Below are 12331 nucleotides of genomic sequence, written 5' to 3' on the forward strand. Positions count from 1 at the left end.
TGCCACGCCCGTATCGAGCGACGCCTACAAGGCGTGGGGTCGGAGCAGCGGGGAGGTCGTCTCTGAAGCCGCCCTCCCGGCGAGCCGGCGGGTGTCCCTAGGCGGCCGGCGGTTCTAAGCGGTCGTCGCAACGACTGGCTTTTCGGGGTCGGACAGTAGCCGCTGCATGGCTTCGGCCGGGGTGATTAACCCGAGGGTCTGGCGGGGCCTGCCGTTGAGTTCGGCAGCGACGGCGTCGAGGTGCTCAGCGGTGTGGACCGAGAGGTCGGTGCCTTTGGGAAAGTACTGGCGCAGGAGGCCGTTGGTGTTCTCGTTGCTGCCGCGTTGCCAGGGCGAGTGCGGATCGCAGAAGTAGATCGCCATGTCGGTGGCCAGCGTGATCGCCTGGTGCTGGGCCAGCTCGCTGCCCTGGTCCCAGGTCAGCGAGCGGCGCAGCTGCTCGGGCAGGGTCTAAATTGTTGCGACCAGCCGGTCGCGCACGGTCTGGGCGCCGTGCCCGTCGGGCAGGTGCACCAGCAGGCAGAAGCGGGTCTGACGTTCGACCAGCGTGCCGATCGCTGAGCGGCAGTGGGTGCCCAGGATCAGGTCGCCTTCTCAGTGGCCGGGCACCGCCCGGTCGGCGGCTTCGGCCGGCCGTTCGCTGATCGAGACCATGCCGGAGATCTTCGCCGTGGTCGCGGCGGAGAACCCGTGGGGTCGGCGCCAGGCCCGACCGGTGCGCAGATGCCGGTGCAGCTCGGTCCGTAGCTGGCCGCGGCCCTGCACGAATAGCGCCTGGTAGATGGTCTCGTGGCTCACCCGCATCGCCGCCTCGTCGCCATGCTCGCTGGCCAGGTGCACGCTGATCTGGGCCGGGCTCCACTTCCGGCACAGCTTGTCCTGCACCGCCACAGCGCCAGCCGTGCGTCCTCCAGTTTGAACGGCTTGGGCCGCCGCGCCCGCAGCCCGGCGCGTTTGTGCGCCGCGTACGGGGCGTACCTGGCCTGCCTCACCCGGCCGGCCCCCGGCACTGGCCCGTTGCGGTGTAGCTCGCGGCTGATCGTTGATGGTGCGCGGCCGAGCCGGGCAGCGATCGCGCGCATCGACGCGCCAGCCAGATGCAGGTCGGCGATCTGCAGTCGCTCCTCCAGCGATAGATACCTCGCCGACACCACCCGCGGTACCGACGGCGGTCGACCGCCTGACGCGCGTCGCCATCGATATCCCTGCCGCCGATCCACGCCGACAGCCTCACAGGCCTGCGAGAAGGACGATCCCGCCGTCACCAGCTCCCAGAACCGCTCCTGACGCTCATCCCGAACCCGTCGCCACTCGGAAACCACCACAACACCTCACGCTCGACAGGTGTTGCGACGACCGCCTGAATGCGCCGCCCGCTAGACGAGTAAGTCCTATCGGGGAGCAGGGCCGAAGGTCGCTGTAGGCGTGGGCGGAGGGTGCCCAGGCTCGGGGTGTGAGAACGGACCTAAACACCCTCCTGACCGCACTGTATGTCTGGATCGATGATCGTCTCGCCGGTCGCGTGCGCGTCGGACGCCGCCCGCGGCTGACCGACTCCGAGCTGCTCACCCTCGCGGTCGCGCAGGTACTGCTGGGCTGGCACTCCGAGGCCCGCTGGTTGCGGCTGGTGCCTGCCGCGCTGCCCGGCGCGTTCCCCTACCTGCCCGGCCAATCCGGCTACAACAAGCGGCTGCGCGCGGCGCTGCCGCTGCTCAACCGGATCATCCGCGACCTGGCGGCCGACACCGATCTGTGGACCGATCCGGTCTGGCTGATCGATTCCACCCCGGTGGAGTGCGCCCGCTCCCGCCCGGCCGCGCTGCGCTCGCAGCTGGCCGGGATCGCCGGCTACGGCTGGTGCCGATCGCACTCCCGCTGGTTTTGGGGCCTGCGGCTGCACCTGGTCTGCACCCCGGCCGGGCTGCCGATCACCTGGGCGCTGGCCCCGCCCAGCCTCGATGAGCGCCAGGTGCTGATGGCCATGCTCGATCACGATCAGCCGCTGCTGGCCCAGCGGCCGGGGCTGCTGTTGCTCGCCGACAAGGGCTACATCTCCGCCGAGCTCGACGACTACCTGCACGCCCGCGGCGCCGATCTGCTGCCGCCCGTCGCTGCGTCACCGCACGCCTCGCCCCGGTCAGGCCCTGCTCGCGCCGATCCGCCAGCTCATCGAGTCGGTCTACGACACCCTCAAAGGCCAACTCGACCTGGAACTGCACGGCGGCCGCACGATCACCGGCGTGGCCACCCAAGTCGCCCAGCGCTTGCTGGCGCTGACCGCTGCCATCTGGCTCAACCGCGCCACCGGCCAGCCGATCACCCGATCGTTGATCGCCTACGACCACTGACCGACTTCGGACTCACTCATCTAGGGGACACCGACGCCTCATCCGTCCCCTGCGGCCGCAGCGGCGGGTGAGGGTGGGCTGCTCTCACTGGGTGTCCCTCCTCGTCCCCCTGCGCCAAGACCTCCACTCTCGCAACCGCCCCGACATGTCGATGTGTCGGCTCTGCAAGTGATCTTGCTGGTGGGGCGTCATGCCGAGAAGGGCTCTGCCACACCGCGGCCAGCCTCTCGGTGTCCGCCGGAGCGAACGTCAAAGCCGTCCAACGCCTCCTCGGGCATGCCTCGGCCGCGATGACCCTGGACGTCTACTCGGGGCCGTTCGACGACGACCTGGATGTCGTCGCTGACCGCCTCGACGAAGCCGCAGTCCGCGCTCGTGCGGACTCTCTGCGGACTGAGCGAGGCTCCGACGTCGTCCCGATCAACCTTGTAGGCCGCTGACTTGCAAAACACCGGTGGGGCGGGTGGGGCTCGAACCCACGACCCAGGGATTATGAGTCCCATGCTCTGACCGGCTGAGCTACCGCCCCGAACGAGTGCCGTCCAGCCTGCCAGACGCCGTCGACCGGCTCCCCGCGAGTTCCAGCCGGATCACAGCGAGCACGCGGCCGCACCCCGGTCCCGGCCGTGACCGTGGGGGCTCCCCGGGCCACGGGGAGGACAGTGGACGAGGAGCAGACCCGGGCGGCACCAGCCGGGAGCCCTCGGGAGTCCCGCACGTCGCCGCCACGACCCGCTGGCGGTCGGCGGGATCGGCGGGTTCCCCTTCGGCCGGGCCTGGGCGGGGTGACGGGACCGCGCCGTCGGTGGCAGCACGGCACCACCGGCGACGCGGCGTGCGCACCGCCGTGCTCCCGCTCCCGGGGCGGCAGCCGCCGTCCCGGAGCGGACCGCCTCGTGGCGCGGGTGTCCGTCGTCGGCCGCTGAGCGGCCGCCCACCCCGGCCGCACGGACTGGTCGGGACGCCTGCTGTCCACAGCCCGATCGCCGTCCACAGGTCCGCTCCGGACGCTGCCGCCGTGCCCTGCGCCCTGATGGGCTGCCCAGCGAGACGAGCAGCCGGCACCGTGCCGGCCGGGAGGAGGAGCGGTGACGGGTCAGGACGCAGCGGGACGGGTCGGGAGCCACCTCGGGGAGAGCCCGCCGTGGCCTTCGGGCGCCGGGAGGCCCGTCCACCGGCAGGGCCGGATGGCCACCTGGGGACTGGCCTGCAGCCTCGCCGCGCTGCTCCCGGTCCTCCTGCAGGTGGCGGAGGCCGTCCTGGCCGTGCCGCTGGTCCCCGACCCCCTGGAGAACCCTGGGCTCCTCGCCTCGCCGGTCCTGGCGATCACCGGCGTCGTCCTGTCGGGGGTTGCGCTCGGGACCGGGTCGGGACGCCGCGGCCGGGCCCTCGCCGGCGTGGTGGTCGGCAGCACCTGGCTCGTGCTGCTCGCCGGCCTGCTGCTGTTCCTGATCGTGTCCGTGACGGTCTGAGTGTCCGGGCTTCAGCGCGGGCCGCGGGGGCCGTCCCAGCGGCCGAAGCCGTCGGGCCCGCCGTCGAGCAGCGCGTGCAGCGCCATCGAGCCCAGGGCCACGAGGACGACGAGCGCGACGACGGCCAGCAGGGCGATCCGGAGCACGGCCGGACCGCCGCCCCGGGCGGTGGTGAGCGTCGTCCGCAGCTGCTCCCAGGCGAGGAGGCCGAGCGGCCGCCAGCCCGGCGCGGTCCGGTCGGGTGCCATCGGCGGGAGGTCGGCGGTCAGCGGTGCCAGGTCGCGCAGGTGGACGGCGGCGAAGACGGAAGCCATCCGGTCGCTGCCCTCGTCCGGCGTGAGCAGCCCCCGTGCGACGGCATCCTGCAGCCGGTGCACCGTGGCTGCCCGGTCGCTGTCGGCCGCCCGCATCGGCGGGGCCTGCACCGGGGTGGCGTCGTCCATGTGGTTCCTCCTGCTGGGGGCCGGTCCGGCCGGCCAGGGTGCCCGCCGATCCTGTGACGGAGCTGTGAGCTGTGGCACTGACCTGCGGTGCGACCTGCCGGGGGGACCGGGTGTGGCGCAGGGTGCACTGGTCCGCACGGTTTGTGAGCACCGCAGGTCAGACGGTTGAACGCGCAAACAGGCGCGCCGGGATCGTCACCGTTCCGTGATCTGGCGGCTTTACGGCCGTGTAGTTTCGCCCGCGGTCCTGCCGGGCCTCAGCTCCTCGAACCGAGGGCCCCGGGCAGGCCCCGCCTGACTGCCCGGCCCGCGCGCCGGGGGACCGGGGACCCACGGGAGTCCCCGGGTCGGTCACGCCCGCGGACGCCGGACGCGGGCACGGGCGTGCCCTCGCGGGGCACACCCAACGGCCCGACGGGCGGCCCCGAGGAACGGAGAGACGCTCTCTTGGCGAGCCTGCACCACCGCCCCGCTTCCGGCACCCGCCCCATCCTGCCCCGCCGTCTCCGCCGCGCCGTGCTCGCCGCCGGGGTCGCCCTCGGGGTGGTCCTGACGGCACCCGCGCCCGGCCTGGCCGCGCCCGAGGACGACGTCGCGGCCGCGGAGGCCGCCGAACGCGACCTGGTCGCCGAGGTGGACCGCATCGAGGCGGAGGTGACCGCGGCGGAGGAGCAGCTGCAGCGGATGACGGTCGAGGCCGAGGCCGCCGCCGACGCCGCGCTGGTCGCCCAGGCCGAGCTGGCCGCCGCGCAGGAGGCCGCCACCCTCGCCGCCGAGGAGCTGCAGGCCGCGCGTGACGCGGTCGCCGCCGCCGAGGACGAGGTCGTCGAGCTCGGCCGCGAGGCCTACATGGGCAGCGGCGGGGAGCTCGGCGGCGACGTCACGGTGCTGCTCGACAGCGAGGGCCCCCGCGAGGTGCTCGAGCGCGCGGCCACCCTGGACCTGCTGGGCGTGCAGCGCGCGCAGACGCTGCAGGAGTTCGAGCTGCTCGAGGCGCAGGAGGAGGAGGCCGACGCCGCCGCCCGCGCCGCCGTCGCGGAGCGGGACGCCGCCGCGCACGTCGCCGCCGAGGCGCAGGCCGCCGCCGACGCCCGGCTGGCCGAGGCCCAGGGCGACTTCGACGCACTGTCGGCGGAGAAGGCCGCGCTCGACGAGCGCCTGCGCGCCGCGGAGGTCGAGCTGCTCCGCCTGCGGGGCGTCGCCGAGGCCGAGGCCGCGTGGGAGGCCCAGCAGCAGGCCGAGCAGGCCGCCGCGATCACCGTGCAGTCCAGCGGGGGTGGTGTCGCCCCGACCACCGGCCGGGTGACCTCCTGCTACGGCGCCCGCTGGGGGACCATGCACTACGGCGTCGACATCGCCGCCCCGATCGGGACGCCGGTGCTCGCACCCGCCGGCGGCGTCGTCCTGCAGGCCGGTCCGGCCAGCGGCTTCGGCCAGGCCGTCTACGTGCAGCACGACGACGGCCGGGTCACCGTCTACGGCCACGTCAACCAGTTCTTCGTCTCCGCCGGCCAGGTGGTCAGCGCCGGCCAGCGGATCGCCGAGGTCGGGAACAAGGGCCAGTCCACCGGGCCGCACCTGCACTTCGAGGTGCACGAGGGCGGCCTCTACGCCAGCCGGGTCAGCCCCATCCCGTGGCTGAGCCGGCAGGGCGTCTCGCTGGGCGGCGGCTGCACCTGACCGGTCGCGGGCGTCACCGGCGCCCGCGCAGCCGGCCGAGCAGGTCACCGGCGCCCCCGACGGTCCGCGCGGCCAGCGCCAGCACGGGGGCGCCGGGGATGCCCGGTGCCGACTCCACGATCGGGGCCAGCCGCACCAGCCCCGGCAGGTCGTGCACCCGCAGCCGCCGGCGCACCAGCGCCGCGGCCGGGTTGGTCCGGCCCGACGCGGCCTCCAGCAGCACGTCGGCCCGGGCCTCGACGGCGGCTCCGCGCGGACGGCCGCCGTCCAGGAGCCGGACCGTCCAGCCCCCCGCGTCGGCGGCGAAGGCCCACCCGCCGTCCGGGGTGACCAGTGCCGCCCCGCCTGTGATCCCCGAGGCCGCGGCCAGCGCCCCGGTCACGTCGGCGAGCGCGGCCAGACCGGACTGCAGCACCGAGGACGGTGGGGGAGGGGCGCCGGCGTCCGCGAGGTCGAGCCCGTGGACGGCGAGCTCGTAGGCCTGCCCGAGCACCACCGACAGCACCGGCAGCCGGCCCACCGTGGACACCGTGGACGCGGTGTCGAGCTCCTCGGGTTCCTCGGCGAGGTAGCGGACGGTGGCCTCGCGGTTGCGGCGTAGCGCGGCCAGCACCTCCTCCCGCGAGGCGCCGCGGTGCGCCGCGGTCACCCGGGCGTTGGTGCCGTCGACGTCGGCCGGCGTCCCCGTGCCACCGGCGCGGGCTGAGGCGACCAGGCCGGCGAGGGCCTCGTGGTCGGGCCACGCACCCAGGTGCACGCACACCTCGTGCACCCGCCAGCCGGGCAGCCGGGTCGGCCGGGCGAGGTCGACGGCGGCGGCCTGGTGGAGGAAGGCGTCCCAGGCGTCGAGCACCATCGGCCCCACCACGTCCCGGCCGGCGTCGGCCAGCCCGTGCCGTCGCGTCGGCCCGCCCCGGTCGCCGGTCATGCCGGGGCCCTACCCATCGCCGCGCCGCCGGTCGCAGGTGCCGCCGGTCACACCTCCCCCCTCGGAGGAGGGACGCGCCGCCGACCCGGGTCAAGCGCTGGGTCCGGGGCGTCGATCCCGGGGACGTGAGGGAGAGGGTGCCCCGGCGCCGGTTGCTGCCCCGGGTGCCGGCCTGGCTGGCCACCGGGCTGCTGCGCCCGCTGGCCGAGGACGAGGAGCGGGCGCAGTACTGGGTCCGCCACGTGCGCACCGGCGTGCTGCTCACGCAGCTGTGCGGCTGGACCACCCTCGTCCACCTGCTCGTCGCACCGACCTCGGCGCGGGTGGACCGGGCCCTGCTGCTGCTCGCCGGCGGGGTGGTCCTGGCCTCGCCGCTGCTGCTCGTCCTGCCGCTGCGGCAGATGATGCGCGACCTGCGCGGCTGCCTGCTGTTCTACGGGTGGAGCCTGGCCACCACGGCCGTCGTCGCGCTCGGTGCGCGGCTGGACGGCGGCGCCGAGAGCCCGCTGTGGGCGATGCTGTTCGTCACCCTGGCCTTCATGGCCGTCGCCTACCCACCCGTCGGCGTGGCCCTGACCGGGGCGGTGATGGCCGCTGCCCACCTGTTCGTGGTGGCCGACGAGATCGACTCGCACGTGGTCTTCACGGCGAGCGTCATGGCGATCTTCACCCTCTGCTGCACGTTCACGTCGGCCAACCACTGGGCCGCCCAGGACCGCCAGGTGCTGCTGCTGCGCACCCAGGAGGCGCTGGCCACCACGGACCCGCTCACCGGCGTCCCCAACCGCCGCGCCTTCCTCGAACGGCTCGAGCAGGCGGTCGCCCGGGCCGGCCGGGGGGAGCGCGCCGTGGTCTGCATCGTCGACCTCGACGGCTTCAAGGCGGTCAACGACCTCGAGGGCCACGCCGCCGGCGACGCCGTCCTGCGGGCGGTGGCCGTCGCGCTCACCGCGGCGGTGCGCGAGACCGACACCGTCGCCCGGCTCGGCGGCGACGAGTTCGCCGTCCTGGCCGACGCGCTGCTGCCCGTCGACGACGCGACCCTCGCCGACCGGCTGCGCGCCGCGGTCGCCACCGTCGGCGCAGGTCACGGCGTCACCGCCAGCGTCGGCCGGGCCCTGGTGGCGTCCGAGGACGACGTGGCCGGTGTGCTGCACCGCGCCGACGCGGCCATGTACCGGGCCAAGGCCGCCGGTGGGGACCGGGTCCACGAACTCGCTGGGTGAGCACTGTCTCCGCGCGGCGGTCACCGACCGTTATGCCGGAACCAAGGAGTGCCGCAGGGGACACGGGGCCCCGCAACGCCCGGTGACGGTGGCCTCGGGGTACGGTCAGGACGATCCCCGACCGGGTTGGACGGTGGGGTCGCCGTCGTGGTATGGCGCTGACCAGCACTTCCGTGACGCGTGAGATCACCGCCGTCACTTCTGACGCATGTGGCGCATCCGCACTGGCGCGACGGGTACCTCATCGTGCACACTGTCCCCGGAGGCCCTGATCCGCCGCCGCTGACCACAGCCTGTCACCGAACCGATCGTCCGTTGGGGAAGACGAGACCGATCGAGTCGATGGAGGTGCCTCGTGCAGCGACGGTCTACCCAGGGTGTCGTCTTCGTGCACTCCTGCCCGAAGGCGCTCTGCCAGCACGTCGAGTGGGCGCTCGAACGCGTCGTCGGCGCGCCGGTCTCCCTGTCGTGGGCCGACCAGCCCGCGGCGCACGGTGCCTTCCGTGCCGAGGTTGCCTGGACCGGTGTTCCCGGGACGGGCGCCAAGCTGGTCGCCGCACTGCGCCAGTGGCCGATGCTGCGCTTCGAGGTCACCGAGGAGGCCAGCCACGGCAACGACGGCGAGCGGATGTCCTACGTGCCGGGGCACGGGGTGTTCCGCGCGCCGACGAGCGCCAACGGCGACATCGTGGTCACCGAGCAGCAGCTGCGCACCCTCGCGGCGACCGCCACGTCGGTCGAGGCGTTCCGCCACGGCGTCGACCAGCTCCTCGGCGCGGCCTGGGACGCCGACCTCGAGGTGTACCGCTACGCCGGTGACGGCAGCCAGACGACCTGGCTGCACCAGGTCGTCTGAGGGAACGCGCAGGTCACGATCCGGGCACACGAGATGAGGACCTGCGGGAACTCGTCGTAGGCTCCAGACCAGGTCGACCGGACGCCGTCGGGGAAGCGGCGTCCGGACGACCTCACGAGAGGCCCGTCACCGCTGCAGCGGTGACGGGCCTCTCCTCTCGTGCGCGCCCTCGGGCGGGCGCGCTCCCGCGCCGCAGCGCTCGACGGACCCTCCTGCCCCCCACCGCTCGCACGCTGGCGGCGGGCCCGTGCAGGAGGGCCGGGACCGCCCCTCAGAGCGGGATGTTGCCGTGTGCCCCTCGGCCGGCCGGTGCGCCGGCCAGCGCGGCCACCAGCGCCCGCCGGGTGCGGCTCGGCTCGACCACCTCGTCGACCACGCCGATCTGCAGCGCCCGGTCGACCCCGCCGGCGATCCGCTCGTGCTCGGCGGCCAGCCGCGCGTGCAGGGCCTCGCGCTCGGCGGGCGGGACGGCGGCCAGCTCCTTCCGGTGCAGGATGCCGACGGCGGCCTTGGCCCCCATGACGGCGACCTCCGCACCCGGCCAGGCGAACACCGCCGTGGCGCCCAGCGAGCGGGCGTTCATGGCGATGTAGGCGCCGCCGTAGGACTTGCGGGTCACCAGCGTCACCCGCGGCACGACGGCCTCGGCGAAGGCGTGCAGCAGCTTGGCGCCGCGCCGCACGACGCCGTCCCACTCCTGGCCGACGCCGGGCAGGTAGCCGGGGACGTCGACCAGCACGACCAGCGGCACCCCGAACGCGTCGCACATCCGCACGAACCGGGCCGCCTTCTCCGCCGACGCCGAGTCCAGGCAGCCGCCCAGCCGCAGCGGGTTGTTGGCGACCACGCCGACGGTCCGCCCGCCGAGCCGGCCCAGGGTGGTCACGACGTTGGGCGCCCAGCGGGGGTGCAGCTCCAGGCCCGGCCCGTCGAGGACGGCGGCCACGAGCGGCCGGACGTCGTAGGCGCGGTTGGTCCGCTCGGGCAGCAGCGCGCGCAGGTCGACGTCGGCCTCGGCGGCGGCCGGCGCGAACGACCCCTGGGCGGCCAGCAGGTCGACCGCCTGGCGGGCGGTCCCCAGCGCGGCGTCCTCGGAGTCGGTGACCACGTGGACGACGCCGCTGCGGCGGCCGTGGGTGTCGGGCCCGCCGAGGCTCTCCATGTCGACGTCCTCGCCGGTGACGGAGCGGACGACGTCGGGGCCGGTGACGAACACCCGGCCGGCCGGGCCCATGACCACCAGGTCGGTCAGCGCCGGCCCGTAGGCGGCGCCGCCGGCCGCGGGGCCCAGGACGACGGAGATCTGCGGCACCCGCCCCGAGGCGCGCACCATCGCGGCGAACACCTCGCCGACGGCGTGCAGCGCGGTGACCCCTTCGGCCAGCCGCGCGCCGCCGGAGTGCCAGATGCCCACGACCGGCAGCCGCTCGCGCAGCGCCGTGTCGATGGCGTCGACGACGTGCCGGCAGCCGTCGGCGCCCATGGCCCCGCCCATCACCGTGGCGTCGGTGCAGTAGGCGATCACCCGCGTGCCGGACACGGTGCCGCGGGCGGCGAGGACGCCGGAGGTGTCGCGGGGGGCCAGCAGGGTCGCCGACCCGGCGTCGAGGAGGCGCAGCAGCCGGTCCTCGGGGTCGCGCGGGTCGGGGGTGGGCAGCGTCGGGACGGCGTGCAGCGTGGTCACGGGGTCTCCTGAGGCCGGCGCGGGGCCGGTGAGTGGGGCCGGCCCCGCGAGGCCGGTGGGCGAGCGGCCCGCGACGGGGCCGTCGGTCAGGCGGTGGTGAAGACCAGTGCGATGTTGTGGCCGCCGAAGCCGAAGGAGTCGTTGACCGCGGCGGTCAGCGAGGCCTTCCGCGGCTCCCGGCGGACGATGTCGAGGGCCTGCACGGCCGCGTCGTCGTCGGGGTCGTCGAGGTTGGCCGTCGCGGGGACGACCTGGTCGCGCAGCGCCAGGATGGTGAAGACCGACTCCAGCGCGCCGGCGGCACCGAGCAGGTGGCCGGTCTGGCTCTTGGTGGCCGTCACCAGCACGTGGTCGCCGACCGAGTCGCGGATGGCCGCGGCCTCGGCGGTGTCGCCGACCGGGGTGGAGGTGGCGTGCGCGTTGACGTGGCCGATGTCGCTGGGCGACAGGCCCGCGTCGCGCAGCGCGGCGGCGATGGCACGGCCGGCGCCCTCGCCCTCCGGGTGCGGTGCGACCAGGTCGTAGCCGTCGGCGGTGGCGCCGGCGCCGGCCAGCCGGGCGTGCACCTGCGCACCGCGGGCACGGGCGGAGTCGGCGCGCTCGAGCACCAGGGCGGCGGCGCCCTCGCCGAGCACGAAGCCGTCGCGGGCCTTGTCGAAGGGGCGCGAGGCCCGCTCGGGCTCGTCGTTGCGGGTGCTCATCGCGCGCATGGCGGCGAACCCGGCCATGGGCAGCGGGTGCACGCAGGCCTCGGCGCCGCCGACCAGGACGACGTCGGCGCGGTCGAAGCGCAGCAGGTCCAGCCCCCAGCGGATCGCCTCGGCACCGGAGGCGCAGGCGCTCACCGGGGCGTGCACGCCGCCCCGGGCGCCGACCGCCAGGCCGACCGCGGCCGCGGGGCCGTTGGGCATGAGCATCGGGATGGTGAAGGGGGAGACCCGCTTGGGACCCTTCTCCTCCAGGACGTCGTCCTGGCCGAGCAGGGTCAGTGCACCGCCGATGCCGGTGCCGAAGACGACGGCGATGCGCAGCGGGTCGACGCCGGCACCGGCGGCGCCCGACGCGGCCCAGGCCTGCTCGGCGGCGATGACCGCGACCTGCTGGCTGCGGTCCAGGCGCCGGGCGCGGACCCGGTCGATCTGCTCGGCCGGCTCCTGCGCGAGGCGGGCGACGAGCTGGGCGGGGAACTCCTTGGCCCAGTCGTCGGTGATGCGGCTGACCCCCGACCTCCCGGCCAGCAGCGCGTCCCAGGTGCTGGCGACGTCACCACCGAGTGGCGTGGTGGCGCCGAGGCCGGTGACGACGACGTCGGTCATGACGGTTCTCCTCCTGGGAGCGGTGTGGCCGGGGGGCCGGGAGTCGGCCACCCTTCCGGGCCCGCGCCGGTCTGCGAGGCGCGGGGGGAGGGTGGTCCTGCTACTTGTTCTTCTGGATGAAGCTGATCGCGTCGCCGACGGTCTTGATGTTGCCGAGCTCGTCGTCGGGGATGGCCACGCCGAACTTGTCCTCGACGGCGGTGGCGATCTCGACCATCGACAGGGAGTCGACGTCGAGGTCCTCGGTGAACGACTTCTCCGGGGTGGCGTCGGCGGGGGCGACCCCGGCGACCTCCTCCAGGATCTCGGCCAGACCTGCCTGGATGTCCTCGCTCACGCGAAGGTCCTCTCTCTCGGTGGGGGCGGGGGCTGCCCGCC

9 protein-coding genes, 1 tRNA gene and 3 pseudogenes are annotated in these 12331 nt (G+C 74.9%); 6 read left to right on the forward strand and 7 right to left on the reverse strand.

Going from position 1 to position 12331, the window contains the following annotated elements; genetic code table 11:
• Positions 1 to 114: 114 nt before the first annotated feature.
• Positions 115 to 1325, reverse strand: a pseudogene (locus tag BMZ33_RS23725) (IS30 family transposase).
• A 128-nt stretch (positions 1326 to 1453) separates the two neighbouring features.
• Between BMZ33_RS23725 and BMZ33_RS10750 the strand changes: the two are divergent.
• Together BMZ33_RS10750 and BMZ33_RS24790 are read left to right on the forward strand one after the other, a co-directional pair.
• Positions 1454 to 2348, forward strand: a pseudogene (locus BMZ33_RS10750) (IS982 family transposase).
• 203 nt (positions 2349 to 2551) lie between these two features.
• Positions 2552 to 2788: pseudogene (locus tag BMZ33_RS24790) on the forward strand (site-specific integrase); the annotation flags it as partial.
• A gap of 15 nt (positions 2789 to 2803) precedes the next feature.
• Here BMZ33_RS24790 and BMZ33_RS10760 read toward each other — a convergent pair.
• A tRNA-Ile gene (locus BMZ33_RS10760) sits at positions 2804 to 2877 on the reverse strand.
• Between the two features lie 658 nt (positions 2878 to 3535).
• Here BMZ33_RS10760 and BMZ33_RS10765 point away from each other — a divergent pair.
• A complete protein-coding gene (locus BMZ33_RS10765) occupies positions 3536 to 3820 on the forward strand; it encodes a hypothetical protein (protein ID WP_091109944.1) in 285 nt (94 codons plus the stop codon).
• An 11-nt stretch (positions 3821 to 3831) separates the two neighbouring features.
• Here BMZ33_RS10765 and BMZ33_RS10770 read toward each other — a convergent pair whose 3' ends face one another.
• Positions 3832 to 4263, reverse strand: coding sequence for a DUF1707 SHOCT-like domain-containing protein (locus BMZ33_RS10770; RefSeq protein WP_091109947.1), 432 nt, complete (start codon positions 4261 to 4263; stop codon positions 3832 to 3834).
• Positions 4264 to 4710: 447 nt separating this feature from the next.
• Here BMZ33_RS10770 and BMZ33_RS10775 point away from each other — a divergent pair, with 447 nt between their 5' ends.
• Entirely contained in the window at positions 4711 to 5943 is a 1233-nt protein-coding gene (locus tag BMZ33_RS10775; protein ID WP_169064158.1) for a M23 family metallopeptidase, read from the forward strand.
• 13 nt (positions 5944 to 5956) lie between these two features.
• Here the strand turns inward: BMZ33_RS10775 and BMZ33_RS10780 are convergent, their stop codons facing one another.
• A complete protein-coding gene (locus BMZ33_RS10780; protein WP_091109949.1) occupies positions 5957 to 6871 on the reverse strand; it encodes a maleylpyruvate isomerase N-terminal domain-containing protein in 915 nt (304 codons plus the stop codon).
• Positions 6872 to 6996: 125 nt separating this feature from the next.
• Here BMZ33_RS10780 and BMZ33_RS10785 point away from each other — a divergent pair, with 125 nt between their 5' ends.
• Both BMZ33_RS10785 and BMZ33_RS10790 read left to right on the forward strand, forming a co-directional pair.
• On the forward strand, positions 6997 to 8097 hold the full coding sequence (locus BMZ33_RS10785) for a GGDEF domain-containing protein (protein WP_169064159.1): 1101 nt from the start codon (positions 6997 to 6999) through the stop codon (positions 8095 to 8097).
• Between the two features lie 355 nt (positions 8098 to 8452).
• Entirely contained in the window at positions 8453 to 8953 is a 501-nt protein-coding gene (locus tag BMZ33_RS10790; protein ID WP_091109956.1) for a DUF3145 domain-containing protein, read from the forward strand.
• Between the two features lie 271 nt (positions 8954 to 9224).
• On the opposite strand, the gene BMZ33_RS10795 is transcribed toward BMZ33_RS10790, so the two are convergent.
• From BMZ33_RS10795 to BMZ33_RS10805, 3 genes are all read right to left on the reverse strand, one after another.
• The gene (locus BMZ33_RS10795) at positions 9225 to 10637 is read right to left on the reverse strand and encodes an acyl-CoA carboxylase subunit beta (RefSeq protein ID WP_091109959.1); all 1413 of its coding nucleotides are present in this window, start codon (positions 10635 to 10637) and stop codon (positions 9225 to 9227) included.
• Between the two features lie 86 nt (positions 10638 to 10723).
• Positions 10724 to 11953 (reverse strand): beta-ketoacyl-[acyl-carrier-protein] synthase family protein, encoded by a 1230-nt coding sequence (locus tag BMZ33_RS10800; protein ID WP_091109962.1) that lies wholly within the window; start codon positions 11951 to 11953, stop codon positions 10724 to 10726.
• Positions 11954 to 12053: 100 nt separating this feature from the next.
• A complete protein-coding gene (locus tag BMZ33_RS10805; RefSeq protein ID WP_091109968.1) occupies positions 12054 to 12290 on the reverse strand; it encodes an acyl carrier protein in 237 nt (78 codons plus the stop codon).
• Positions 12291 to 12331 lie beyond the last annotated feature (41 nt).

Origin of the sequence: Geodermatophilus dictyosporus (assembly GCF_900115505.1) — a bacterium.
In the GTDB taxonomy this organism is placed as follows: Bacteria; Actinomycetota; Actinomycetes; order Mycobacteriales; family Geodermatophilaceae; genus Geodermatophilus; species Geodermatophilus dictyosporus.